The sequence below is a fragment of the Pseudomonas protegens genome, from assembly GCF_003363755.1.
Classification (GTDB): Bacteria; Pseudomonadota; Gammaproteobacteria; order Pseudomonadales; family Pseudomonadaceae; genus Aquipseudomonas; species Aquipseudomonas danubii.
The window spans coordinates 841,889-868,837 of record NZ_CP031396.1; the positions used below are offsets into that span (position 1 = coordinate 841,889).

A 26,949-nucleotide genomic window follows, 5' to 3' on the forward strand; every position below is an offset into this window, starting at 1 on the left:
TCGCGACTGCGTCTGCTCAACGGCCCGCCTCCTGGTGGGCCGTTGTGTTTGTGAAAGCGGCTGGCCAGTCACGCGCCGCTAGCGTACAAATCGTGGTCATCGATCACCCGGCTCCTAAGGCTGACAATGCGACTGCTTTCCTCCACTGTGCTTTTCACCGTCCTGCTACTGGGCGCCGCGGGTGCCCAGGCGGCACCGCAACACGCCATGACCGTCTACGGCGAACCGGCCAAGTATCCCCAGGGCTTCAGCCACTTCGACTACGTCAACCCCCAGGCCCCCAAGGGCGGAACCCTGCGCCGCTCGGCCATCGAGATCGGGCGCTTCGACCACGTGCTGCCTTATATAGACAAAGGTATCGGCGTTTCCCAGCTCGACGGCCTGGTCTATTCGCCCCTGGCCCTGCGCTCCCTGGATGAGCCCTACACCGTCTACGGCCTAGTGGCCGAAAAGATGGAGCGCGCGGAAGACGGCCTGTGGCTGCGCTTCTACCTCAACCCCAAGGCGCGCTTTGCCGACGGCACCGCGATCACCGCCGAGGACGTGCGCTACAGCTATGACCTGCTGATGACCCAGGGCAGCATGCGCTACCGCACCCAGTTCGAGGACGTCAAAGGCGTCACCGTGGAATCGCCACGCGTGGTGCGCTTCGACTTCAAAAGCAATGAAAACCGCACCCTGCCCCTGGATATCGCGACCCTGCCGGTGTTCCCCGAACACTGGTGGAAGAGTCGCGACTTCGCGGGTGGCGGCGGTTACGAAGCCCCCCTGGGCAGTGGCCCCTATCGCGTGGCCAAAGTGGATTCGGGCAACAGCATCACCTTCGCCCGCAACCCCGAATGGTGGGGCAAGGACCTGCCGGTGAGCCGCGGCTTGTACAACTTCGACCATTTCAGCGTCGAGTACTTCGGCGACATCGATGTCGCCCGCCAGGTGCTGCGTGGCGGCGCCTACGACTACAACCGAGAGTTCTCCGCCACCGGCTATTCCATCGGCTACGACAGCCCAGCCCTGAACGACGGTCGCCTGCAAAAGGCCCACCTGGCCCAGTCGGCGCCGCAACCGGCCCAGGGCTACGTGTTCAACCTCGACCGGCCGGTGTTCCAGGACCGCCGGGTGCGTCAGGCCCTGGCCCTGCTCTGGGACTTCGAATGGAGCAACCGGCAGATGATGCGCAACCTCTACATCCGCCAGCAGAGCTTCTTCTCCAACACGCCCCTGGCCGCCCGCAGCCTGCCGGACGCCGAGGAGCTGAAGATCCTCGAACCCCTGCGCGGACAGATCCCCGACGAAGTCTTCACCCAGGTTTTCCAAGCGCCAAAAACCGACGGCAGCGGCGTGATCCGCGACAAGCAACTGCAAGCCCTGGCCCTGCTGGAACAGGCCGGCTGGAAAGCCGAAGGCGACAAACTGGTCAACGCCGAAGGCGAGCCCCTGAGTTTCACCTTCCTCATCACCCAAGGTTCCATCGAGCGCCTGCTGCTGCCCTACAAGCGCAACCTGGCGCAGATCGGCATCAGCCTGAACATCCGTCGCATCGACTCCTCGCAGTACGTCAACCGCCTGATGGCCCGGGATTACGACATGATCGTCACCGGCTACCCGGTGACCACCTCGCCGGGCATGGAGCTGTACAACTACTTCGGTTCGGCGGCGGCCAACGATCCGGGTTCCAACAACTACATGGTGCTCAAGAACCCGGCAGTGGACCGCCTGCTCAACGGCCTGGTGAAGGCCACCAGCCAGCCGGAGATGCTGCGCTACGCCCACGCCCTGGACCGGGTGCTGCAGTGGAACTACTACTGGATCGCCAACTACTACCCGCCAGGCACCTCCACGGTGTGGTGGAACCGCTTCGGCAGGCCCAAGGTGCCGGCGAGCAACGACGAAGCCATCGAAAGCTGGTGGGAAGTCAGCAGCACCGCGCTGACCAATGAACAGATGGCCGCCGAGCTGATCCGCCGTGGCAAACCCGGAGGACGCCACTGATGCTGGCCTACATTCTGCGGCGCCTGCTGCTGATCATTCCGACCCTGCTGATCATCCTCCTGGTCAACTTCGTCATCGTCCAGGCGGCCCCCGGCGGCCCGGTGGAACAAGCCATCGCCCGCCTGCAAGGCATTGGTGGTGGCGGCAGCGTCGGCGGCTCCGCCGATGCCATGAGCAGCAGCGGCTCCCGGGCCAGCCGCGGGCTCGATCCCAAGCTGATCCAGGACATCGAAAAACAGTACGGCTTCGACAAGCCGGCCCATGAACGCCTGTGGCTGATGCTCAAGAACTACGCCCAACTGGACTTCGGCAAGAGCTTCTTCCGCGGCGCCACGGTCACCGACCTGATCCTGGAGAAAATGCCGGTGACCATTTCCCTCGGTCTCTGGGCGACCCTGATCACCTACCTGGTGTCGATCCCCCTGGGGATTCGCAAAGCGGTGCACCACGGCAGCCATTTCGACATCTGGAGCAGCACCGCGATCATCATCGGCTACGCCATGCCGGCCTTTCTGTTCGCCATGTTCCTGATCGTGCTGTTCGCCGGCGGCACTTCGCTGAACTGGTTCCCGGTGCGCGGCCTGGTCTCGGACAACTTCGAGCAACTGAGCACCCTGGGCAAGATCGCCGACTACTTCTGGCACCTGGTATTGCCGGTCAGCTCCCTGGTGATCGGTGGCTTCGCCACCCTGACCATCCTCACCAAGAACTCCTTCCTCAACGAGATCACCCGCCAGTACGTGGTCACCGCCCGGGCCAAGGGCCTGAGCGAGCGCCGCGTGCTCTATGGCCACGTGTTCCGCAACGCCATGCTGCTGGTGGTCTCGGGGATTCCCCAGGCCTTTATCAGCGTGTTTTTCGCCGGTTCCTTGCTGATCGAGGTGATCTTCTCCCTCGACGGCCTGGGGCGCATGAGCTACGAAGCGGCGGTGTCGCGAGATTATCCGGTGGTGTTCGGTTCGCTGTTCATCTTCACCCTGTTTGGCCTCCTGATAAAACTCATCGGCGACCTGTGCTACACCCTGGTCGACCCGCGTATCGACTTCGCCGCGAGGAATGCCTGATGCTCAAGCTTTCTCCCGTCGCCCGCCGACGCTTGGACCGCTTCAAGAAAAACCGCCGCGGCTGGTGGTCGCTGTGGCTGTTCATCGGCCTGTTCATCCTGACCCTGGGCGGCGAGCTGATCGCCAACGACAAACCCCTGGTGGTCAGTTACCAGGGCTCGCTGTACTTCCCGGTGTTCAAGCGCTACACCGAGCAGGAATTCGGCGGCCAGCTACCGTTCCAGGCCGACTATCGCAGCGACTACGTGCAGCAACTGATCCGCAAAGACGGTGGCTGGCTGCTGTTCCCGCCGATCCCTTTCAGCGAAGACACGCCCAACTACGACCTGACCCAGCCGGCCCCCAGCCCGCCGAGCAAGGTCAACTGGCTGGGCACCGACGACCAGGCCCGGGACGTGGCCGCGCGAGTGATCTACGGCGCCCGGGTATCGATCCTGTTCGCCCTGGCGCTGACCGCCATCAGCGCCCTGATCGGCATCGCCGCCGGCGCCCTGCAAGGCTATTACGGCGGCTGGGTCGACCTCTTGGGCCAGCGCCTGCTGGAAGTCTGGTCCGGGCTGCCGGTGCTCTACCTGCTGATCATCCTCTCGGGCTTCGTCGAGCCGAACTTCTGGTGGCTGCTGGGAATCATGGCGCTGTTCTCCTGGCTGGCCCTGGTGGACGTGGTACGCGCCGAGTTCCTCCGTGGGCGCAACCTGGAGTACGTCAAGGCCGCTCGGGCCCTGGGCCTGAGCGCCCGCAAGGTGATCCTGCGGCACATCCTGCCCAATGCCATGAACGCCACCCTGAGCTACCTGCCGTTCATCCTCACCGGCGCCATCTCGACCCTCACCGCCCTCGACTTCCTCGGCTTCGGCATGCCCGCCGGCAGCGCTTCCCTGGGCGAGTTGATCGGCCAGGGCAAGCAGAACCTGCAGGCGCCATGGCTGGGGCTGACGGCGTTTTTCACCCTGGCGCTGATCCTTTCGCTGCTGGTGTTTATCGGCGAAGCGTTGCGCGATGCCTTTGATCCACGATCTTGAAGCGGACTGTAGAAATGCCTGACAACCTTATCGAAATCCGCCAGCTCAAGGTCACCTTCGGCGAACAGACCGTGGTCCGCGACCTGAGCCTGGACATCCGTCCCGGCGAATGCCTGGCCCTGGTGGGCGAGTCCGGCTCGGGCAAGTCGGTGACCGCCCACTCGATCCTGCAACTGCTGCCGCAGACCGGCTGTAGCAGCTCCGGCAGCGTGCGTTACCGCGGCCAGGAGCTGATGGGCTGCGATCCGGCAACCCTGCAAAAACTGCGGGGCAACCGCATCGCCATGATCTTCCAAGAGCCCATGACCTCCCTCAACCCGCTGCACAGCGTAGAGAAGCAGATCGGCGAAACCCTGCTCCTGCACCGGGGAATGGGGGGCAAGGAGGCCCAGGCGCGGATTCTCGAACTGCTGGAACTGGTGGGCATCCAGAAACCCAAGGAGCGACTCAAGGCCTACCCGCACCAGCTTTCCGGCGGCCAGCGCCAGCGAGTGATGATTGCCATGGCCCTGGCCTGCGAGCCGGAGCTGCTGATTGCCGACGAACCCACCACCGCCCTGGACGTGACCGTGCAGCGCAAGATCCTGCTGCTGCTCAAATCCCTGCAACAGCGCCTGGGCATGTCCCTGCTGCTGATCAGCCACGACCTCAACCTGGTGCGGCGCATCGCCCAGCGGGTGTGCGTGATGAAGGCCGGGGAAATCGTCGAACAAGCCGCCTGCGACACCCTGTTCAACGCCCCGCAACATCCCTACAGCTGCGAACTGCTGCACGCCGAGCCCGAGGGGCGACCGTTGTGCCGCGACAGCCGCGAAACCGTGCTGGAGGTGAACAATCTCAGCGTTGACTTCCAGATAGGCGGCGGCCTCTTCCGGCGCAAGGAATACCTGCGGGCAGTGGACGACATCAGCCTCAGCGTGGAGCAAGGCAAGACCCTGGGCATCGTCGGCGAGTCCGGCTCGGGCAAGTCCACCCTGGGCCAGGCGATCCTGCGGCTGCTGGATTCCCAAGGCAGCATCCGCTTCCAGGGCCAGGCCCTGGACGGCCTCGACCAGAAGCAACTGCGGCCCTGGCGCAAGCAGATGCAGGTGGTGTTCCAGGACCCCTTCGGCAGCCTCAGCCCGCGCATGTCGGTGGCGCAGATCATCAGTGAAGGCCTGGAAGTGCACAGCCAGTACGACGCCCGCCAATGCGACGAACAGGTGATCCGCGCCCTGGAGGAAGTCGGCCTCGATCCCAACAGCCGCCACCGCTACCCCCACGAGTTCTCCGGCGGCCAACGCCAGCGCATCGCCATCGCCCGAGCCCTGGTGCTCAAACCGGCGCTGATCCTGCTGGACGAACCGACCTCGGCCCTGGACCGCACCGTGCAGAAACAGGTGGTGGCCCTGCTGCGCCAGTTGCAGGAAAAGTACGGCCTGACCTACCTGTTCATCAGCCATGATTTGGCGGTGGTGCGGGCCCTGGCCCACGACATGATCGTGATCAAGGACGGCCAGGTGGTGGAGCGCGGTGCCAGCCATGAAGTATTCGCCAACCCGCAACACCCCTACACCCAGGAACTGCTGGCCGCCGCCCACCCCGGCTGACCCGCCGCCGACGTCCTTTTTTCGCAGCCTCGCCAAGGCTCGACAGCGGCTACAGATGCTGCATCCTGTAGCCGCTGCCGCAGGCTGCGAACGGCTGTGCAGCGGACGCTGCCCTCAAGGCCGCCGAAGGTCCTGCGGCCCTTTGCGCAGCCTCGCAGGCTCGGCAGCGGCTACAGCGCAACAACCGGGGCAGACTGCGGCATAATCGCCGCGCCCATTTTCAGGATGCCGCCATGAACGACAGCGAAAGCCTCAAGGATTACCAGCGTGTGCGCCAACTGGCGATCCGTTCGCTGTTCGAGATCATCGAGCAGTCCAGCGAAGGCACGGTGATCGTCGACCGCGACGCCAATATCGTCTGGATGAACGAGCGCTACGCCCGGCGCTTCGGCCTGGAATCGGCGGCTTTCGCCATCGGCAAGCCCTGCGAAAGCGTGATCCCCGGCAGCCTGCTGCGGGAGGTGGTACGCACCGGCCGCCCGATCCTGCTGGACATGCAGGACACCCCCAAGGAACCGCTGGTGGTGATGCGCCTGCCGATCCACGACGCCGCCGGCACGGTGATCGGCGCCATCGGCTTTGCCCTGTTCGACGAACTGCGCAGCCTGTCCCCCATGCTCAAGCGCTACCTGAGCATGCAGGAAGAATTGGCCTCCACCCGCTCTCTGTTGCGGGCCCGGCAGACCAAGTACAACTTCGCCCATTTCATCGGCACCAGCGCCGCCAGCCTGGAAGTCAAACGCCGGGCCCGACGCAGCGCCAGCGCCGAATCCCCAGTACTGCTGCAAGGCGAAACCGGCACCGGCAAGGAGCTGCTGGCCCAGGCCATCCATGCTGCTTCGCCCCGGGCCCACAAGCCCTTTGTCAGCATCAACAGCGCGGCGATTCCCGAGGCGCTGCTGGAGGCGGAGTTCTTCGGCACCGCCCCCGGCGCCTTCACCGGCGCCGACCGCAAGGGCCGCGCCGGCAAGTTGCAGATCGCCCAGGGCGGCACCCTGTTCCTCGATGAAATCGGCGACATGCCCCTGCCCCTGCAAAGCAAGTTGCTGCGGGTGCTGCAAGAGAAGGAGTTCGAGCCGGTGGGCTCCAACGAAGTGATCCACAGCGATGTGCGGGTGATCGCCGCCACTTCCACCGACCTGGAAGCGGCGATCAAGCGCGGCGAGTTCCGCGCCGACCTGTACTACCGTCTCAACGTGCTGCCGATCCAGGTGCCGGCCCTGCGCGAACGCCTGGACGACCTGCCGGCCCTGAGCGAAGGGATTCTCGAAGAACTGCGCAGCCAGCATGAACTGGATCGCGAAGCCCTGGCCCTGCTGGCGCAACATGCCTGGCCGGGGAACATCCGCGAACTGCGCAACGTGCTAGAGCGCGCGGCGCTGCTCAGCGACGACCTGATACTCACTGCCGCGGACATTCGCGCGGCAATCGGCAGCTTCAGCCCGGCGCAACGCCATGCGGCCCCGCTGCCCGCCGAGTCGCCGAGCCAGGAAACCTTCGCCGCGGCCCGGGAACGGTTCGAGCGGCAACTGATCAGCGCCACCCTGGCGCAATGCGCCGGCAAGGTGGACGAAGCGGCCCGGCGCCTGGGGCTGGGTCGCTCGACGCTGTACAAGAAGATGGCGGCCCTGGGGATGGCCGAGTCTCAATAACGAGACAAAAATCCCAATTCAGAGACAACCGCTTGTGTGGCCCGGGAGCTTGCTCCCGCTGGGCCGCGCAGCGGCGCCAAACCCAGTGATTGCGGTCTTTCTGACACAACCCGGTGGCCGGCATGAGGAGTGCTGCGCACTAAAGCGGGAGCAAGCTCCCTCGCCTCACTGTCTCCAAACAGAGAATATCTGGATAAATCACCTTCGATATATTTAAAAAGTGTTTATATTTCAACAAGTTAACTAACTGGCACAGTTCTCGCTATAACGCTCTCCACACGCAACACCCGACAACAATAACAATCCTGGAGAGACACACCATGAGTGTGATCATTGCCTTGGCAGCCCTGGCGCTGCTGATGCTGGCGGCCTACCGTGGCTACAGCGTCATCCTATTTGCCCCCATTGCCGCCCTGGGCGCAGTGCTGCTCACCGATCCGTCCGCCGTGGCGCCCGCCTTTACCGGGGTGTTCATGGAGAAGATGGTCGGCTTCATCAAGTTGTATTTCCCGGTGTTCCTGCTGGGCGCGGTGTTCGGCAAGCTGATCGAGCTGTCGGGCTTCTCGCGCTCCATCGTCGCCGCCGCGATCCGCCTGCTGGGCACCCGCCAAGCGATACTGGTGATCGTTTTGGTCTGCGCCCTGCTGACCTACGGCGGGGTTTCGCTGTTCGTGGTGGTGTTCGCGGTCTACCCGTTCGCCGCCGAGATGTTCCGCCAGAGCAATATCCCCAAGCGCCTGATCCCGGCCACCATCGCTCTGGGTGCATTCTCCTTCACCATGGACGCCCTGCCCGGCACCCCGCAGATCCAGAACATCATCCCCAGCACCTTCTTCAACACCACCGCCTGGGCCGCGCCCTGGCTGGGCGTGATCGGCACCATTTTCGTGTTCTGCGCCGGCATGCTGTTCCTGCAGCGCCAGCGCAACAAGGCGCAGAAGGCCGGTGAAGGCTACGGCACCGAACTGCGCAACGAACCGGAAACCGCCGAAGACCTGAAACTGCCCAACCCCTGGCTGGCGCTGTCGCCGCTGCTGCTGGTGGGCATCATGAACCTGCTGTTCACCCACTGGATTCCCCAGTGGTACGGCAAGACCCACAGCCTCAGCCTGCCGGGCATGGCCGCCCCGGTGACCAGCGAAATCGCCAAGCTCACCGCCATCTGGGCGGTGCAGGCGGCCTTGCTGGTGGGCATCCTGATGGTGCTGGTGTGCGGCTACTCGGCGATTCGCAGCAAGCTCGCCGAGGGCAGCAAGAGCGCGGTCAGCGGCGCCTTGCTGGCGGCGATGAACACCGCTTCGGAATACGGTTTCGGTGCGGTAATCGCCTCCCTGCCGGGCTTTCTGGTGCTGGCCGACTGGCTGAAAAACATTCCCAACCCACTGGTCAACGAAGCCATTACTGTGACCCTGCTGGCGGGCATCACCGGCTCGGCCTCGGGGGGCATGAGCATCGCCCTGGCGGCCATGTCCGAAAGCTTCATCAGCGCCGCCCATGCCGCCAACATTCCCCTGGAAGTGCTGCACCGGGTGGCCTCCATGGCCAGCGGCGGCATGGACACCCTGCCCCACAACGGCGCGGTGATCACCCTGCTGGCGGTCACCGGGCTGACCCACCGCGAAGCCTACAAGGACATTTTCTGCATCACCCTGATCAAGACCCTGGCGGTCTTCGTCGTCATCGCCACTTTCTACGCCACCGGCATTGTGTGAGGTATTCATGACCACTCTTTCTGGCAAGACCGCCCTGGTCACCGGCTCCACCAGCGGCATTGGCCTGGGCATCGCCCGGGTCCTGGCCAAGGCCGGGGCCAAGCTGATTCTCAACGGCTTTGGCGATGCCTCGAAGGCGATCGCCGAGGTCGCACAGTTCGGCGGGCAGGTCGGCCATCACCCGGCGGACGTCAGCGACCCGGCACAGATCGCCGAGCTGTTCGCCTACGCCGAACGGGAGTTTGGCGGCGTCGACATCCTGGTCAACAACGCCGGCATCCAACACGTGGCGGCGGTGGAGGAATTCCCCGTGGAGCGCTGGGATTCGATCATCGCCATCAACCTGTCCTCAGTGTTCCACAGCACCCGCCTGGGGCTGCCGGGGATGCGTGCCAAGGGCTGGGGACGGATCGTCAACATTGCCTCGGTGCACGGTCAGGTGGGTTCGGTAGGCAAGGCCGCCTATGTCGCGGCCAAACACGGGGTGATCGGCCTGACCAAGGTGGTGGGCCTGGAAACCGCCACCAGCAACGTCACCTGCAATGCCATCTGCCCAGGCTGGGTGCTGACCCCGCTGGTGCAGAAGCAGATCGACGACCGGGTGGCGGCCGGGGCTGCCCCGCAACAGGCCCAGCATGATCTGCTGGCGGAAAAGCAGCCGTCCCTGGAGTTCGTCACCCCGTCGCAACTGGGCGAGCTGGTGCTATTTTTGTGCAGCGAAGCCGGCGCCCAAGTGCGCGGTGCGGCCTGGAACATCGACGGCGGCTGGCTGGCGCAATAACCCCGCGCCCTGTAGCCGCTGCCATAGGCTGCGATAAGGCGCGTAGCGCCTTCCTAGGCCCTCAAGAGCACGTCTCCTGCAGAGCCGATCGCAGCCAGCGGCAGCGGCTACAGAGCATCCGGCATTAGAATCGGTTTGCGTGCAAAGCAAGAAAAACAAGAGGCATCCCATGTCCGAAATACTCTGGCAACCCAGCGCCGAGCGCATCAGCAAGACCCGCATGGAAGCCTTCCGGCGCCTGGTCAATCACCGTCACGACCTCAACCTGGCCGACTTTCCCGCCCTGCACCAGTGGAGCATCGACCAGCGAGAAAGCTTCTGGCAGGCCATCGTCGACTTCTTCGAGGTCAGCTTTCACCAGCCCGCTGAATCCGTGCTGCGCGAAGGCCCGCAAATGCCCTGCGCCCAATGGTTTCCAGGGGCCACGCTGAACTTCGCCGAGCACCTGCTCAAGCGCCGGGACGACACCGTGGCGGTGGTGGCGATCAACGAGAACGGCCAGCGCGAACCACTGACCTACGCCGAACTGGCGGCCCAGGTCGCCGGCCTGCAGCGCAGCCTGCGGGCTGCCGGGGTCGGCCTCGGCGACCGAGTTGCCGCCTGCCTGCCCAACACCTGGCAGACCCTGGTGGGCATGCTGGCCAGCACCAGCCTCGGCGCGGTGTGGTCCAGCTGTTCGCCGGATTTCGGCACCCAGGGGGTGATCGACCGTTTTGGCCAGATCGAACCCAAGGTGCTGATCACCTGCGCCGGCTATCGCTACGCCGGCAAGGACATCGACCAGACCGCCAAGGTCAACGAGATCCTTGAGCGCCTGCCGTCCCTGGAGCAATTGCTCATCGTGCCCTACGCCCGTCAGCAAGCCCGGGTCGAGGACTACCGTACCCAGGCCCGGATCAGCCTCTGGGACGATTTCTATCAGTCAGGCGGCGAACCCGAATTCGTCCCGGTGCCCTTCGCCCATCCGCTGTACATCCTCTATTCCAGCGGCACCACCGGGGTGCCCAAGTGCATCGTCCACGGCACTGGCGGGGTGCTGCTGCAGCACCTCAAGGAACACGGCCTGCACACCGACCTGGGGCCCGGCGAGCGGCTGTTCTACTACACCACCTGCGGCTGGATGATGTGGAACTGGCTGGTCTCGGCCCTGGCCACCGGCGCCAGCCTGGTGCTCTACGACGGATCGCCCTTCCATCCCACCAACGAGCGCCTGATCGACCTGATCGATAGCGAAGGCATCAGCGTCTTCGGCACCAGCCCCAAGTACCTGGCCGCCCTGGAAAAGGCCGGCAGCCGACCGCGCCTCAGCCACCGCCTGGACAGCCTCAAGACCCTGCTCTGCACCGGCTCGCCGCTGTCGCCACAGAGCTACGACTACGTGTACCGCGAGATCAAAAACGACCTGTGCCTGGCCTCGATGTCCGGCGGCACCGATATCGTCGCCTGTTTCGTCGCCGGCAACCCGATCCAGCCGGTGCGCCGTGGCGAGATGCAGGGCAAGAGCCTGGGCATGGCCATCGAAGTGTGGAACGACCAGGGCCAGCCGGTGACCGGCGAAAAAGGCGAACTGGTGTGCACCCGGCACTTTCCGAGTATTCCCGTAGGCCTGTGGCACGACCCGGACCAGAGCAAGCTCAAGGCCTCGTACTTCAGCCTGTTTCCCGGAGTCTGGGCCCAGGGCGACTACGCCGAACAGCTGCCCCATGGCGGCTGGCTGATTCACGGACGCTCGGATGCGGTGCTCAACCCGGGTGGAGTGCGGATTGGCACCGCGGAAATCTACCGCCAGGTGGAGAAGCTGGAACAGGTGCTGGAAAGCCTGGCCATCGGCCAGAGCTGGGAGCATGACGTACGGGTGGTGCTGTTCGTACGCCTGCAGGATGGCGTGGTGCTCGATGAGCCGTTGCAGGAGCGGATTCGCCAGGTGATCCGCAGCAACACCACGCCGCGCCATGTGCCGGCGAAGATCCTCGCAGTGACCGACATTCCCCGGACCATCAGCGGCAAGATCGTGGAGTTGGCGGTGCGCAATGTGGTGCATGGCCTGCCGGTGAAGAATACCGACGCCCTGGCCAACCCCGAAGCCCTGGAGCAGTTCCGCGACCGCGAGGAATTGCGCCACTGACGACGGCCAACCACCGTCGGCGCAGCCCTTCGCGACGCAGGACCTGTAGCCGCTGCCGAGCCCGCGAGGCTGCGCAAAGGGCCGCAGGACCTTCAGCGATCTCAAGAGCAGCGCATCCTGCGACGCAGTGCCGCCCAGAGCGTTCGCAGCCTGCGGCAGCGGCTACAGGGACCGTTCAGCCCCTCTAGACTGGTCATCTGCCGCAAAAGCAGGTGAAAATAACCCCGCCAGAAACACCTACACTCCATCCGTTTGAATATGCACGGCATGTCCATGCGACTTTTCCAGTACGCGAGCCATGACCTTGCCGCGTAACACCGCTGCGCCCAGGACACACCCGACATGAATGCCCCCCACTCCGGCAGCCAAGCCGCCCACCTGATAGCCCGTCTGGACTGGTCCGCCACGGCCCTCGGTGAATCGGGCCACTGGCCCCAGAGCCTGCGCACCGCCGTGGACATCGTGATCCATTCGCCGATGCCGATGTTGCTGCTGTGGGGCTCCGAGCTGACCCAGATCTACAACGACGGCTTCGCCCTGCTGGCAGGCAACAAGCACCCCCAGGCCTTCGGCCAGCCGGCGCACCTGATCTGGCCAGAGCTGATGGACTTCACCGACCCGGTCTACCGCGCGGTGCTCAACGGCCAGGTGCGCAGCTTCAGCGAGCAGCGCTTCAGCCTGCAACGCAGCGACGGTACTGCACACGACCTGTGGCTGGACCTGACCTACAGCCCGATCCGCGATGAACGCGGCGACGTTGCCGGAATCCTGGTGACCGCCATCGAGACCAACGAGCGCCGGCGCATCGCCCTCGAACTGCAGCAGCGCTCCGACGACAGCCTGCGGGCCCAGCACGAGACCGAGGAGCGCCTGCAACTGGCCCTGGCGGCCACCGATGCGGTGGGCACCTGGGATTGGGACATTGGCGAAGATCGCTTTATCGCCGATACCCATTTTGCCCAGCTGCACAGCGTCGACCCGCAGCTATCCCGACAATTGCCCATCAGTGAGTACCTCAAAGGCGTGCACCCGGAAGACCGGGCCATGGTGGCCCGGAGCATCAAGCACTGCATCACCCAGGGCAGCGAATACGCCGAGGAATACCGCCTGCAACTGGCCGACGGCCAGGTGCGCTGGGTGTTCGCCCGGGGTCGCTGCTACAAGGATCACCACGGCCGGCCGACGCGCTTTCTCGGCGCCGCCCTGGACCTGACCGAGCGCAAGCAGATGGAGCAAGCACTGCGCCAGAGCCAGACCGAACTGCAACTGATCATCAACGCCATGCCAGTGCTGATCGGTTACGTCGACCGCGAAGAGCGCTTTCGCCTGAACAACAGCGCTTACCTGGACTGGTACGGCCTGACCCCGCAGGAGCTGTACGGCAAGACCATCCGCGAAGTGGTGGGCGACGAGATCTACGCCACCCGCGCCGAGAACATTGCCGCCGCATTGGCGGGCAAGCCTTGCAGCTTCGAAGCCAACTCGCCCCACCGCGACGGCCGCCCGCGCCATGCCCTGATGAAGTACCTGCCCCGCCATGGCGCCGACGGTGCCATCAACGGTTTCTACATTTTCGTCATCGATGAAACCGAGCGCAGACAGACCGAGGAGGCTCTGCGCAACCTCAACGAAACCCTGGAAGAACGGGTCAACCGCCGCACCGAGGCGCTGGCCGCCGTCAACCAGCGCCTGCAGAACGAAATGTTCGAGCGCGAGCGCGCCGAGGACGCCCTGCGCCACGCGCAGAAGATGGAGGCCGTGGGCCAGCTCACAGGCGGCATCGCTCACGACTTCAACAACATGCTCACCGGCATCATCGGCAGCCTGGACCTGATGCAGCGCTACATCGACAACGGCCGCAGCGATGAGATCGGTCGTTTTACCGAAGCCGCCATGTCCTCGGCCAAACGTGCCGCGTCCCTGACCCACCGCCTGCTGGCCTTCTCCCGACGCCAGTCCCTGGACCGCCAGCCCCTGGACCCGAACCAGCTGGTGCGCTCGCTGCAGGAGCTGTTCAACCACACCAAGGGCGAACACATCCAGCTGCAGATGCAACTGGCGGACGAGGTGTGGCCGGTAAACACCGATGCCAGCCAGCTGGAAAACGCCTTGCTCAATCTGGTGATCAACGCCCGCGACGCCATGCCCGACGGCGGCCGACTGCTGATCGAGACCGCCAACAGTTACCTCGACGGCAGCGACATCAGCACCCTGGAGCCGGTCAAGGCCGGCGACTACGTGATGCTGGGGGTCAGCGACAACGGCGCCGGCATGAGCCCACGGATTCTGTCCAAGGCCTTCGACCCCTTCTTCACCACCAAGCCCATCGGCCAGGGCACGGGCCTCGGGCTGTCGATGATCTATGGTTTTGCCCAGCAGTCCGGCGGACACGTGACCATCAGCAGCGAGCCAGGCCAGGGCACCTGTGTGCGCCTGTACCTGCCGCGCTTGCACAACGCGCCCCTGGAACCGCTGCAACCCACGGGCAGCAGCGCGGCGCCCCAGGCCATGGCCGGGGAAAGCGTGATGGTGGTGGAGGACGACCCGGCGGTGCGCATGCTGGTGCTCAACGTCCTCAGCGAACTGGGCTACCGCGCCATCGAGGCCGAGGATGCACGCAGCGCCCTGCCATTGCTGGACTCGCCACTGCGCGTCGACCTGCTGGTGACCGACGTCGGCCTGCCGGGCATGAACGGCCGACAATTGGCGGAGATCGCCCGCCAACAGCGCCCGGGGCTCAAGGTACTGTTCATGACCGGCTACGCGGAAAAGGCCGCCGAGCGCCAGGGCTTTCTGGAACCGGGCATGGACCTGATGGCCAAGCCTTTTTCCATCGAAGAACTGGCGCAGAAGATTCGCCAGATGATCGGCCGCGAGTCCTGAATTCAGGCATAATCCGCGGCCGCCGATTTCCCGCTACAAGGTCACGCCATCATGAAAGCCCAAGCCCGCCACATCCTGGTGAAAACCGCCGAAGAAGCCGAGCAGCTCAAGCAGCGCATCGCCAAGGGCGAAGCCTTCGACGTGCTGGCCAAGAAATACTCCACCTGCCCGTCGGGCAAGCGCGGCGGCGACCTGGGGGAAGTGCGTCCGGGGCAGATGGTCGGCGCCATTGATCAGGTGATTTTCAAGAAGCCCCTGCGCACCGTGCACGGCCCGATCAAGAGCAAATTCGGCTATCACCTGGTGCAGGTGTTCTTCCGCGACTGACCACTCAAGCCCCGTTCTGTGGGAGCCGGCGTGCCAGCCCAAGCGCCCGCAACCGGCAAAGGCCTGTTCGTCGGCCAGCCGGCTCCTACAACGCGGGCTCCCGGGGAAGCAACGCCCCGGGATGCTGAATCACCCGACTCGCCAATCGATGCCCGGCCTCTGCGGCCTGCACCGGGCTGCCGCCGCGCAAACGACAGGCCAGATAAGCCGCGCTGAAGGAGTCTCCCGCCGCCGTGGTGTCCACCACCTGCGCCACTGGCAGCGCCGGTATCTCATGACTCTCGCCGCCGCAACGCACCAGGCACGAATCCGCCCCGCGCTTGATCACCACCTCGGCAATGTTCGGGTAGGCCGCAAACACGCCATGGGCATAGTCATGGCCAAACAGCGCCTGCTCGTCCTCCAGGGTCAACAGCGCCAGATCCACATGCTCCAGTACCTGCAGATAGGCCACTCGCGCCTGCTCCACCGAGGCCCAGAGCCTTGGCCGATAGTTGTTGTCAAACACGATCTGCGCCCGACGGATGCGCGCTTCCACCAGCAGGTCAATCAGCTTTTTGCGTCCCACCTCCCCGAGCACCGCCAGGGTGATGCCGCTGAAATACAACACATCGTAATCGCACAAGTCCGCCAGGATCGGCCCCGCCGCCGCGGTGTTGAAGCAGTCCCGTACCGCCGCCTCATTGCGCCAATACAGAAAACGCCGCTCCCCCCGGGCATCGGTCTGAATGCAATACAACCCCGGCAAACGCCCGGGCAGGCGCTGAACCTTTCCCAGGCCGATACCCTCCTGCGCCCAGCTCTGGCACATGGCATCGCTGAAGCTGTCGTAGCCCAGGGCGGTCACGTAATCCACCTGCGCCTGCTGCCCGAGCTCCCGGCACAGATACACCGCAGTGTTCAAGGTATCGCCACCAAAGCTCTGTAGCAGACTGCCGTCGTGACGCTGTTGCAGCTCGATCATGCATTCGCCAATGGCGGCAATGCGCTGCTTCCCGTTCATGTTCTTGACCTCCCCTCAAAGCACACACCAGCTAGTAGAACCTGGCTTGCCAACGAAAGCGTCCTCAGAGTTGCGCCCTAACCCAGGGTCTGTTCGTCGGCGAGCCGGCTACTACGTTCAGAAGCAGGTTTCCAGACTCTCGATCACCTGCAGGCGCTCATCCACCAGCAAACCGGTGCGCCACTTGTCGAAGGTCAGGCACGGGTGCGATGTACCAAAGGAAATGATGTCGCCAATACGCAGCTCCACTCCCGGCGCCACGGTGAGAAACGCGTGCTGATCCATCACCGCCGTCACCTTGCACGCCCCCACATCATCACTGGCACCGGCCTCGGCTCCAGCGCGGTAACGTCGCAGCGGCACCGGCAAGCCAGCGTCATAGGCGACATCGCGCTTGCCCAGGGCCACCACCGCAAAGCCCGGCTCCGGCAGCGACTGCACATGGGCCCAGACTTCCATCGCCGGACGCAGGCCTTCGTGCAGATCACTGCGTCGATCCAACACACAGCACTGAGCCTCTTTGTAGATACCGTGGTCATGGGCGACATAACTGCCCGGACGCAGCACGCTGAGGAAACGCCCCTTGGCGTTGTGGGTCTCGAAGGACTCGGCGATCAGGTCGTACCAGGCCGAACCCGAAGCCGTGATGATCGGCCGCTCGATGACAAACAAACCATCGTTGTGCAGATCCACCGCCAGACGCACCAGGGAATCGGCAAACTGCCGAATGCCACTGATGGCCTGGTCGCCGTGGATCACCCCTTCGTAACCTTCGATACCGCACAACGCCAAAGCTGGCTGCGCCTGGATCGCCTTGGCCAGGGCCAGTACTTCCTGCTCGCTGCGGCAACCGCAACGACCGCCCACCACGCCGTACTCGATCATCACCTTGAGGGTGACGCCGCGCTGGGCGAAAAACGCCCCCAGATCGGCCACGTTGTCCGGGTGATCCACCATGCAATAGAAATCGAAATCGGCATCCGCCAACAGCTCGGCGATCAGCGCCATGTTCGGCGCCCCCACCAGTTGGTTGGCCATCAACACCCGGCGCGCGCCATGGGCGTAGGCGGCGCGAGTCTGTACTGCCGTGGCCAGGGTGATGCCCCAGGCGCCGGCGTCCAACTGCCGCTGAAACAGCGCGGGCATCATGCTGGTCTTGCCGTGGGGCGCCAGCTCGGCGCCGCTGTCACTGACAAACTTCTGCATCCAGCGAATGTTGTGTTCCAGCGCCTCGCGGTGCAGCACCAGGGCCGGCAGGCTGACGTCGCTCAGCAGACTCGCGCCGATAGCAGCGGCGCCCTTTTCCACCAGGGGCAGATTCAAAGCGGAAGACATGTTGGCACTCCTTATCAAGGCGGCTGCGCACAGCCGCGACACTGTCATCAATCGTTGATACGCCGGGCCAGGCGGTTGGCGCTATCGATCAGCACCCGGCGGTATTCCTGGTAATGGCTCTGCGCATCGGCCCTCGGCGCGACGATGCACAGGGTGCAGATGCACACCCCGCGCTCATCGCGCACCGGCGCGGCAAAACAATGGGTGAAGGTGTCGGCGACGCTGTCGAAGGAAAAGAACCCCTCCTCGGTGGCCTGACGGATTTCCTTGAGGAAGGTCGCCAGCGGCAGGCGCTCACCATTAGGCAGCATGAAGTCCTGGTCATCGATCATCTCGACGATCTGCTCATCGCTCATATGCCCCAGCAGCAACCGCCCGGAGGCGGTCCAGGGGATCGGCGCGTTCTCGCCAATGTCCGAGGTAATGCGGAAATTCCGCTCGCCCTCCTTCATCAGCGCCACGGTGTATTTGCGCCCGTTGAGCAGGCACATCTGCGCGGTTTCCCGGGTCTGGCTGACAATTTCCTGCAACGCCTGATCAGCCTCGCGGCTCAGATCGAAATGGCGCAAATGAGCCTGCCCGAGAAAATACAGCTGGCGGCCCAGGTACACATGACCGTCCTTGCCTACCGGCTCCAGCACCCGCCGCTCCAGCAAGGACGCCACCAACTCATAGACCGTGGACTTGGGACTGCCAATGCCCTTGGCGATATCGTTGGGCCGCAGCGGCTGGCCGATCTCCTTGAGGAAATCGAGAATATCGAAGGCCCGATCCAGGCCCTTGGCCCGGCGCTTGATGCTGTCTTCACTCATCTACCCACCCCTATGCAAAACACAATCCCTGTAGCCGCTGCCGCAGGCTGCGAACGCCCTGAGCGACACGCCGTCGCAGGGGCCGCAGCGATCTCATCACCCAGCGCCCGCGTTGCGGTCGATCGCAGCCTCGCCCAGGCTCGACAGCGGCTACAGAAGCGCACTCAAGGCTTCTTCTTGTAGGCCACACAATCGATCTCGACCTTGCAGTCCACCATCATGCTGGCCTGCACACAGGCCCGGGCCGGCGCGTGTTCGGGCTTGAAGTACTCACCGAACACCTTGTTGAAACTCCAGAAATCCCGCGGGTCTTCCAGCCACACGCCAACCCGCACCACATCCTCCAGGCCGTACCCGGCCTCTTCGAGAATGGCCACTAGATTGCGCATGGTCTGATGCGTCTGCTCGACGATCCCACCGTGAATGATCTCGCCATCCAGCGCCGGCACCTGGCCGGACACGTGCAGCCAGCCATCGGCTTCGACGGCGCGAGCGAAAGGACGCGGCTGGCCACCGCCTGCGGTGCTGCCGGTGCCGTAACGGGTGATGCTCATGAGCGATTCTCCTGGTTGAAAATGAAAAGTTGAGAACTTTGTGTTAATCAGAAACCCGACCAGAAGAAAAGACTGGTCTGCCAACAACTACCGCTTAGTACTCGCGCCTAGGCTTTCAACTCTCCATTTTCACCTAAGCAACACCTCAAAGGATGCAACATCCGCCGCCAACAAATCCGTTATAGCGGAATTGAATTTCAAATAGCGGAATGACTAGGAGTGTGCCATAAGAATTGCGAGACCAACAAGTCAAAGCTAAATACTAATAAAATCAAAATGATAGAGTCGAAAAACACATGACATCGGGGATGGGAATCGCAGAGATGAAAGTAGAGACCATTTCAGACTCATAAACCTCACGCACATCTAACGAAAGTAGGGAAGACAAGCTAAGGACTAGCATCTAGTATAGGCCATGTGCCATCAAAAAAAATCCAACCAACTATTAAAATGGACTTAATAGCATCAATGAACATTATCGAAAGCGTTTACATTAATGGGTTCTGGGGCGATCACGAAGTTCACATAAAAACAAACGACTCTTACAACTTCATAATAGGCCCCAATGGCTCAGGAAAATCCACCGCTTTGAAATTGATTGCAGGAGTACTCCTGGCGGATAGACACTACCTATCCACACTTGACTTCTACCAAATTCGAATCACATTAAAAGAACCAGGCTCTAGAAAGAAGCCATACATTGAAGTTTCCAAAAGCAGGGAGACACCTTTCTTCCATTGTGATTACAAAATATTTGAAACCTCTTCAGAAAAACCATACTCCTATATTCTCAGTGAAACAGATGCTTATGAAAACGCTTTAAGAGGCACCTACTTCCTCAGAACAAAACTAGCAGGAAAAAATGCCGCAGGAAAAACATTAACGAGCCACCTACAAGAGATGACTTCGTTAACATGGCTATCCGTACAACGCATAAACAATGTAGAAAATGAAATACCCTCCGACCCACTAGACTCCAGACTAGAAGATTTCTCCAACAGGTTAGTACGCTACCTTTCAGCCTTAAGTAAAAAAGTAAACTTGCTACATGAAAAATTTCAAGAACAAGTTTTTTTATCTCTCTTAGTAAAAGATGAACAAAAGCAACTCCCTACCCCTTTCGAATCAAAACTTGAAAGTGAAAAATCAGCGCTCATCCAAATATTTTCCGAATTTCGTGTAGACAAGAAAAACTACTCAAAAAAAGTTGACACACACTTTGCAATCCTAGAAAGACTGCGAAAAAAAATGGAACTAGATCAAAGCCTAACCAGTACTGAAATACTAGCTTTATTCTCACTTCACAGAATTGAAAGCACAGTCGATTTCTGGGAGGACATCACATCAAACAAAAGGAAATTATTAGCCCCAAAAGATTTATTTATATACCTCCTTAACAATCTGATGCAGAGAAAAACCCTGCACATCAATGAACGCAACGAAATAGTAATTACCACAACCTCAGGGAAAACTCTAACCCCGAGCGAACTATCATCTGGAGAAAAACAAATACTTATTATCTTAGGTGAAGCACTACTACAAGAAGGCAATACATTTATATACATGGCTGACGAGCCTGAAATCTCCCTTCATGTTGCATGGCAGGAATCTCTTGCAAAAAATATAAAAAGTCTAAATCCATCTGCACAAATTATTTTTGCAACGCACTCGCCCGACGTAGTTGGTGAACATCAAACCAGCTTAATCAATATGGAGCGCTGCATAAAATGATATTTTCAAGAACAAACTCCGGACTATCTAACTTTCACGCATTCTGTGACGTCGACTTTTTAGTTTATTCGGAAGGTGGTACTCCCTCAGACTTTAAAAAAGACGATGAATGCACTTGGTCTATTGACTCAGTTTTCTGGAAAAGTGTTTTTTTACGATTTCTTCCAAATATAAAAATCAAAATAAAATCCTTAGGCTCAAAAGAATTTGTGCGCCCATACGCAGAGAAAATTGCAGAAAACTCTGTCAGTAACTCAATCGCTGTATTCGATCGAGATTACGACTCACATAGAGGCGATCTCATTAAACACCACCGAATCCTTTACACTCACGGCTATAGCTGGGAGAACGATGCTTGTAGATCAGAACTATTAATATCAATACTAAACTCAGTGCATCCTGATGGCAAAATTCCAGAAAAGCACATCCAAAACATCAAACTCAGATACAGCAACTTTCTAAAAAGCATAAACCGTGTAGTGATCATCGACCTTCTTTGTGGACTCGTAAGAATAAAGGGAGTCGACAGAGAGCGTTTCTGGTCTTTAGTGGACACTTCAAACTCACCAGACTACAAGATAAAAAAAGAACAACTAAAAAAATTAATAAAAGAAATAAAAAGCAGAAGAACCGCACCTCTTCGATATTTAGGAAAAGAGCGAATCTTACCGGCCACAGACTGTTACGGAAAAATGATATCCATGTTTTGCTACTCTATATTCTGTGAATATTATAAAGAAATCACTGGATGCAAGAACGTACCAAGACATTTTGCAGACAAAATGATCGCCGAAGCGATTAAAACGGCAGATCTAGGTGAAGTCCCTCAAATAAAAGAACACTATGAAAAGATAATGTCCAGCATACTATAAACACCCCTATTAAAACTTAGAAACGGTAATTTCCTATTACCCCTCACACCACAACTCCAAACTCCTAACAAACATCATTGAACACTGTGAATACAATGCCAATTATCACTCACTAACACCGAGCATTACACGCAACTTGCATTGCCTAGTCATCCAACTTATAGTCCAGCCCGTCGCTGCCAATTCAGCGACCTGACTTGGCCGTCAGCATCCTAAGCGCACAGGCGCTCCCCATAACAAGGCAAGCGCTTTTTTTGCGCTCGCACGTTCGTGTTATGGCGACTGTGCGTGGGACACCTTCGGGTGTGCCGGGATGCTTAGGCCCGGTCGGCCAACCCGCGTACAGTTGCCACCCTGCTTCGCTTGGCCGCGATTGGTGGTAGCTACCTAAGTTATGGAGCGTCACTGATATGGATTACCAACCGTTCACTTCCTCCAGTACCACCGACCACCCCATCGCCTTCATCAACCCACAAGCGCCGCTGCTCGACCTGCTGACTTACGCCGGCCTGCGCATCCGCGCCGCCCGGGACATGCTGGACAGCGTTACCGACATGACCAGCCGCAATGCCGATCACCTCGACCTGAAGCGCTTCTCCAGCGTGGCGACCCTGCTGTTGCAGGACGGCTGCGATGTGTTGCAAATGGCGGAACAACAAGCGCTGCAACTACCGGAGCCCTAACCCAAGGCACAGCCAAGGCTCTCGCTCTGCTTTGCTTTGGCTTTTGATCCTGGGGGCCCCGTTAACCACGATGGCCGAACGCAGGCAGTGAGCCGTGGGTAACCCGGCAGGACGCCGGGTTAGCCGCCGCGGCCCACGGATCAATGCCGGAGAGAGGGCATGCCGAGCCTAGGCGAGGCACCGAGTGGAGGGGCAAGCGTTTTTGGTTCCTTTTTAGGCGACTGTAAAAAGGGACTCGCCGTAAGGGCGAAACCGCCAGTGGCCGCAACCGCAGCAATGGATATGTACACAGTCCCTCGCCTGTAAAAGCGAAACCGTCAGCAGCGGCACCCGCAGCAACGGATATGTACGCGCCCCTCACCGTAAGGACGAAACCCACAGCAGCAACGGATATACCCCAAATCCGCGATATCAGGGATTACGACCGCTGCGCGCTCGAGCGGGAGCAAGCTCCCTCGCCACAAAGGTTGTGGCCATAGCAGAGGACCAGGAGTTACCGCAGCAACAAGCACCTACTACGCCAAACCCACCGGCGCCCTCCTGGCCGTCTTCGCTGGCAAGCCAGCTCCAGCGAGCCGCACCCTTGGTGTCACCCATGTGCCTGAACTTTTCCGTTACCCATGTGGGTGTACATCTCCCACACAGCCAACCTAAAGCCCAAAAGCCATCAGTCAACATCAGCAACACACAACACCCACCACAGATTCCGCGCCCCCTGGCAGGCGACATAGGCAGAAGAAATAGTCGAATCCCTGGTCAACTCACACCAATCAGGACTATCGAACCGATACACCACCAGCTCGGAAAACGGCGCCGGAAACACAGCATCCAGCGCTTCGAACACCACCTTCCGAGTATTCTCCACGGACCCTCCACGGCTGGACGGATGACACCCGCCCCGCAGCAGCGCCGCCAGCAACGAGCCCTCGAACTCGTATCGATTGAGCATGGAACAGGGCCCGAACTCAGGCTCGACCTGCCCGATGGCCGTCGAGCTGGCGAGGCCGCTGAAACGTTCGAGAAACTCCGTCAGTCGCGGCCTCTCACCCAACACCTTGATGGTGGGATCAGGCTTGAAGAAGCAGGACACCACCTCGCCACACTGGGCAAGCACCGCAAGCAGTTCGGCAAGGGGCTGCTTGTCGACGACAAACTCGCTGGCAGCGGTCAATGGCGCTAGCGCATCGTGCTTCAGGTTTTCATCTTGATTCATGCTTAAGCACCGAAGGTTGATCACAAACAGGCAAACACCCCAGCGCTACCGCATCCAGGGCTTTTGCGACCGCAGACAACTGCAACGGCACCGCTCGGAGCGAACAGGCCGGGAGGGGCGACAATGTATCGGCCGCACCGTTGCACGGCAAACCCGAAAACCATCCCCGCCCGCACCCGCCCAGCGCGCTTACGCCTTGAAGGTCAGAATCGGCGAAAACCGCGCCATCACCGACACCGTGCCCTCTTCCACCTGGGACTGGATCACCTGGCCAATTTCCTTGTAGGCCCCTGGCGCCTCTTCGATCATCCGCTCTTCCTTGGTGGTGATGCACTCCACGCCCTGCAAGCCGAGGAATGCCTTGTCCTTCTTGGCCTTGAACACAATCTCGCTGCGCGACATCGAGCGCCCGGCGCCGTGGCTGGCCGAACGCAGCCAGCGCTCATTGCCCAGCCCGGTGAGCAGGTAGGAGTCATGCCCCATGCTCCCCGGGATCAGCAGCGGCTGGCCGGCATAGGCCGGTGTCGCGCCTTTGCGATGCACGTTGCCCTCTTCTTCGCGCAGCACGATGTTGTGCGGCACATCGACAATCAGCGGTGCTTCGATGCCCGCACCAAACACTTGCCGGGTGCGCTGGCGCACCATCTCGGCGATCAGCGCGCGGTTGGCGTCGGCGTAGTGGGCAGCGCTGTGCATGGCCAGCAGGTACTCGTCGGCCATCTCGCCAAACAGGGCGAAGATCTTCGAATCAGGGTGCTTGATCCCCGCCGGCCACAGGGCCTTGGCCTTGTCCATCCAGCGCCGCCCGACATAGAAGCCCACGTCGCGCGAGCCGGTGTGGATCATCATCACCACCTGCCCCACCGACAGGCCCTGAGCAAAGCAGGCCTGACGATCCACCAGTTCGGTGACCACCTGGATCTCGACAAAGTGGTTGCCGCCGCCCAGGGAACCCAGGCCCGGGTCGCGGAGGATTTTGCGCAAGCGGTCCTGCAAGGCTTCCGGCGCGTAGTCGGCGCTGCCACGGGCGAACGACGACTCATGCAAACCCGACAGCTCACGTTGCAGCTGGGCGAAGTCCGCCCCGGCAAACAGCCCGATCGGGTCCTGCTGCTGCACCTGGGCCCAGAAATCCCCGAGCCCGGCCTGAAACAGCGCGGTCATGGCCATTGGGCTGGTGGGAATGTTGCGCGTGCCCTCCAGCAGATCGCCGCGCACCAGGGCGGTCCACTTGGCTTTCTGCGCCATGAACTGCTCGTAGTTCAGCCCCAGCTTGTGCAGGCGCATGCCGCAATTGATGTCGGTGCCGATGGCCTGCGGCACCACCATGTCGTGACTGGTGACAATCACGCTGCCCACCGGGATCGGGCTGCCGGTGTGGAAGTCCGGCGTGGCGCAGGCGCACTTCACTTCGCCGCCATGGGGGTGAGCCACCTTGGCGAAATCCATCAGTTGCAGGACGGCTTTTTCTTCGATGGCAAAGCTTTCGGGCAGCAACAGATCCACCTTGAGCCCGGCGTCATTGATCGAAGAGATGGAGAGGGAATTGGAATTCAGGCGTTCGATGGCCACCCCGGAACGGGCGAGCTTGTGCTGAATTCTTTTCAGAGGAGTCTTGGTCATTTTCAACTGCTTTTCTTGGACGCAACAAAACAACCACCCTTTTGGTGGCTGGAATTGTCTGGTCAGCAGCGAAACTTAGACGGCGCGGATAATGGGGAATGACGGCGTGGATGTAAATAGCCCGGGGGAAATTCTTTGCCCAGGCACCTGGGGAGGTGCCTGCCGGACGGCGTGGCGTCAGTGCGGTGCCGGGCCGCCGCGCCACGGCATGTATTCCACCAGCACCTCACCGCGGCTCAGGCCGTCGGGCTGACTGACAAAGCCCGGCATCTGCCGCAGATCCAGCTGCTGGCAGCGCTGGGTCAAGCGTTGGCGCAGGGTGGCGTCGGCCTTGAACGCTTCCGGCCGGAACGCGCTGTGCTCCAGGTTTACCAGACATTCCCGGACCTGCCCCTGGGCATTGGCGCTGTAGTGGAAACTGGCCACGCCGATGCTGTCGATGCCCGACCCGACGACGGCCTGCTCCCAGAAGAACCGGCTTTGCTGATAGAGGCTGGAACTCAGCCGATACGCCTGACGCTCACGCTTGGGCAATTGGCTGGGGTGCGGAAACTCCAGGTTGGCAATCGCCTTGATGACGTTCCCATCGCCAAAGGCCTCAGGCGCGGCGGCAGGAAACAGGGTGTTCCAGCACACCTGTCGGGCCAGGTGCAGCAGGGTTGGGGTGGCCAGGACCTGGGAAACATCACCGCTGCCGGGGCGTACCGTGCAGTCGAGCACTTCGTTCTGCCGATTGAGCTTGATCCGCAACTCCACCGCGCCGCTCAGGCCCTGAAGGTTGGCGGCCATGATGTTGCGCCTCAGCACTTCGCTGATGGCGACAGAGAATTCCAGGCTTTTCTGGGTTTCCAGGGCCTGGGCGGCGCTCTGCTCCGGAGTCTTGCTCTGGCAGGCGCCCAGGGTCAGCACGGCCGGAGTCAGCAAGGCCAGGGTCGAGGTGCGCAAGAATGCTAATGACATGAATAGGGAACTCATTGATCAATGACCGGGCGCAATGGCCACGCCCCGCGCCCCGGAAAGGGTCGGCTCAATCACTGAACGAACCAATAGCCGAAGCTTTAGTAAAATCTGCATCACCAATGCGCACCAGCCAGACTCAAGGTTCAGCGCCGCTTGCCTGCACACGCTGCGCGGCCTTGTTCGGCCCGCCTTTCCACGGCGTGTAAAACACGCTGGCATGGATCGGCCGCGCCTGACCCTGCTCGGCCGCAAAACCCGGCATCTGCCGCAGGTCCAACTGCTCACACAGTTGGGTGACGCGATTGCGCAATTGATTGTCGGGCTTGAATGACTCGGGTCGGTAGCGCACCGCCCGCAGGTTCACCCAGCATTCCTGCACCCGGCCCCGGGGATCGGCCTTGACCTCAAAACTGGCCACTCCGACGCTGTCCACCGGCAACTGGGCCAGGGTGTGCGTCCAGAAGAAATGGCCTTTGGCGTATTGAGCGGTATCGAAGGCAAACTCCTTCAATTGCTCGCCTTCCAGGGTCAAGCGAGGGAACATCAACGTCCCTTTGACCTCCAGCACGCCATCAGGCTCAAAGGCGGCGGCGGGCGCCAGAGGGAACACGGTGTTCCAGCAGACGCCCTCGAGCATCTCGCCCAGTTTCGGGTTGTAGGGATAGGCCCGCGCTTCAGGCAAGGGGCTGCTCTGCGCCGCACAACCGATGACCTGATTCTGCCGATCGAACTGCATGACCAGCTCCACGCTGCCCATCAGTTGTTCGGCATTGGCCCTGAGGCTTTCGCGGTACAGCACCTGCTGCACCGCGTTGGCATAGAACTGCGTCTCCAGCTGTCGTTGCTGCTCGTCCTTGGACAGCGGGGTACCAGGCAAGTCCGATTGGCAACCGGACAGCGCCAGAAGAAGGCCGGTCAACAACCCGCACTGAGCCGGGGTTCCGTTCAGAAAGTTGTACATGTTCAGTTCCTTTGATGGGTTCACTGACGAACCGCCCTGCACTGCGCTCAATGAAATC

At 61.3% G+C, this 26,949-nt stretch carries 21 protein-coding genes; 13 read left to right on the top strand and 8 right to left on the bottom strand.

Annotated features, from left to right (window positions below; genetic code table 11):
* Positions 1-126 precede the first annotated feature (126 nt).
* The 10 genes from DWF74_RS03560 (at position 127) to DWF74_RS03605 (ending at position 15,144) form a co-directional block, all read left to right on the top strand.
* Positions 127-1,989, top strand: coding sequence for an extracellular solute-binding protein (locus DWF74_RS03560; protein WP_102864942.1), 1,863 nt, complete (start codon positions 127-129; stop codon positions 1,987-1,989).
* Positions 1,989-3,053 carry a microcin C ABC transporter permease YejB gene (locus DWF74_RS03565; RefSeq protein WP_102864941.1) on the top strand — a complete coding sequence of 355 codons (1,065 nt, stop codon included), beginning with the start codon at positions 1,989-1,991 and terminating at the stop codon, positions 3,051-3,053. Before DWF74_RS03560 ends, DWF74_RS03565 begins: the two co-directional genes overlap by 1 nt.
* Positions 3,053-4,075, top strand: a complete 1,023-nt coding sequence (locus tag DWF74_RS03570) for an ABC transporter permease (RefSeq protein WP_115580343.1) — start codon at positions 3,053-3,055, stop codon at positions 4,073-4,075. Before DWF74_RS03565 ends, DWF74_RS03570 begins: the two co-directional genes overlap by 1 nt.
* A gap of 14 nt (positions 4,076-4,089) precedes the next feature.
* Positions 4,090-5,664 carry an ABC transporter ATP-binding protein gene (locus DWF74_RS03575; protein ID WP_115580344.1) on the top strand — a complete coding sequence of 525 codons (1,575 nt, stop codon included), beginning with the start codon at positions 4,090-4,092 and terminating at the stop codon, positions 5,662-5,664.
* Positions 5,665-5,897: 233 nt separating this feature from the next.
* Complete coding sequence (locus tag DWF74_RS03580; protein WP_115580345.1) at positions 5,898-7,316, top strand: sigma-54 interaction domain-containing protein; 1,419 nt, start codon at positions 5,898-5,900, stop codon at positions 7,314-7,316.
* Between the two features lie 320 nt (positions 7,317-7,636).
* Positions 7,637-9,028 (top strand): GntP family permease, encoded by a 1,392-nt coding sequence (locus DWF74_RS03585; RefSeq protein ID WP_115580346.1) that lies wholly within the window; start codon positions 7,637-7,639, stop codon positions 9,026-9,028.
* 7 nt (positions 9,029-9,035) lie between these two features.
* Positions 9,036-9,809, top strand: coding sequence for a 3-hydroxybutyrate dehydrogenase (hbdH, locus tag DWF74_RS03590; RefSeq protein ID WP_115580347.1), 774 nt, complete (start codon positions 9,036-9,038; stop codon positions 9,807-9,809).
* Positions 9,810-9,978: 169 nt separating this feature from the next.
* On the top strand, positions 9,979-11,934 hold the full coding sequence (locus DWF74_RS03595) for an acetoacetate--CoA ligase (protein WP_115580348.1): 1,956 nt from the start codon (positions 9,979-9,981) through the stop codon (positions 11,932-11,934).
* 342 nt (positions 11,935-12,276) lie between these two features.
* Positions 12,277-14,817 (top strand): PAS domain-containing hybrid sensor histidine kinase/response regulator, encoded by a 2,541-nt coding sequence (locus tag DWF74_RS03600; protein ID WP_115580349.1) that lies wholly within the window; start codon positions 12,277-12,279, stop codon positions 14,815-14,817.
* 51 nt (positions 14,818-14,868) lie between these two features.
* Positions 14,869-15,144, top strand: a complete 276-nt coding sequence (locus DWF74_RS03605; protein ID WP_011061856.1) for a peptidylprolyl isomerase — start codon at positions 14,869-14,871, stop codon at positions 15,142-15,144.
* Between the two features lie 85 nt (positions 15,145-15,229).
* On the opposite strand, the gene DWF74_RS03610 is transcribed toward DWF74_RS03605, so the two are convergent.
* The 4 genes from DWF74_RS03610 to DWF74_RS03625 form a co-directional block, all read right to left on the bottom strand.
* Entirely contained in the window at positions 15,230-16,147 is a 918-nt protein-coding gene (locus DWF74_RS03610; RefSeq protein ID WP_115580350.1) for a sugar kinase, read from the bottom strand.
* 117 nt (positions 16,148-16,264) lie between these two features.
* Positions 16,265-17,482: an amino acid deaminase gene (locus DWF74_RS03615; protein WP_115580351.1), complete on the bottom strand. Its 1,218-nt coding sequence runs from the start codon at positions 17,480-17,482 to the stop codon at positions 16,265-16,267.
* A 47-nt stretch (positions 17,483-17,529) separates the two neighbouring features.
* Positions 17,530-18,294, bottom strand: coding sequence for an IclR family transcriptional regulator (locus tag DWF74_RS03620; protein WP_102864931.1), 765 nt, complete (start codon positions 18,292-18,294; stop codon positions 17,530-17,532).
* 164 nt (positions 18,295-18,458) lie between these two features.
* Positions 18,459-18,848, bottom strand: coding sequence for a RidA family protein (locus tag DWF74_RS03625; protein WP_102864930.1), 390 nt, complete (start codon positions 18,846-18,848; stop codon positions 18,459-18,461).
* A gap of 468 nt (positions 18,849-19,316) precedes the next feature.
* On the opposite strand from DWF74_RS03625, the gene DWF74_RS03630 reads away from it, so the two are divergent.
* From DWF74_RS03630 to DWF74_RS03640, 3 genes are all read left to right on the top strand, one after another.
* Positions 19,317-20,579, top strand: a complete 1,263-nt coding sequence (locus DWF74_RS03630) for an AAA family ATPase (protein WP_162884066.1) — start codon at positions 19,317-19,319, stop codon at positions 20,577-20,579.
* Positions 20,576-21,451: a DUF4435 domain-containing protein gene (locus tag DWF74_RS03635; RefSeq protein WP_115580353.1), complete on the top strand. Its 876-nt coding sequence runs from the start codon at positions 20,576-20,578 to the stop codon at positions 21,449-21,451. The genes DWF74_RS03630 and DWF74_RS03635 overlap by 4 nt, the downstream gene beginning before the upstream one ends.
* Before the next feature lie 410 nt (positions 21,452-21,861).
* The gene (locus DWF74_RS03640) at positions 21,862-22,134 is read left to right on the top strand and encodes a hypothetical protein (protein ID WP_115580354.1); all 273 of its coding nucleotides are present in this window, start codon (positions 21,862-21,864) and stop codon (positions 22,132-22,134) included.
* 667 nt (positions 22,135-22,801) lie between these two features.
* On the opposite strand, the gene DWF74_RS03645 is transcribed toward DWF74_RS03640, so the two are convergent.
* The 4 genes from DWF74_RS03645 to DWF74_RS03660 form a co-directional block, all read right to left on the bottom strand.
* Complete coding sequence (locus DWF74_RS03645) at positions 22,802-23,347, bottom strand: hypothetical protein (protein ID WP_162884067.1); 546 nt, start codon at positions 23,345-23,347, stop codon at positions 22,802-22,804.
* Between the two features lie 189 nt (positions 23,348-23,536).
* Complete coding sequence (locus tag DWF74_RS03650; RefSeq protein ID WP_115580356.1) at positions 23,537-24,970, bottom strand: RtcB family protein; 1,434 nt, start codon at positions 24,968-24,970, stop codon at positions 23,537-23,539.
* A 177-nt stretch (positions 24,971-25,147) separates the two neighbouring features.
* Positions 25,148-25,930, bottom strand: a complete 783-nt coding sequence (locus DWF74_RS03655; RefSeq protein ID WP_146036434.1) for a hypothetical protein — start codon at positions 25,928-25,930, stop codon at positions 25,148-25,150.
* A 136-nt stretch (positions 25,931-26,066) separates the two neighbouring features.
* On the bottom strand, positions 26,067-26,891 hold the full coding sequence (locus DWF74_RS03660) for a hypothetical protein (RefSeq protein ID WP_102864923.1): 825 nt from the start codon (positions 26,889-26,891) through the stop codon (positions 26,067-26,069).
* Positions 26,892-26,949: the final 58 nt, after the last annotated feature.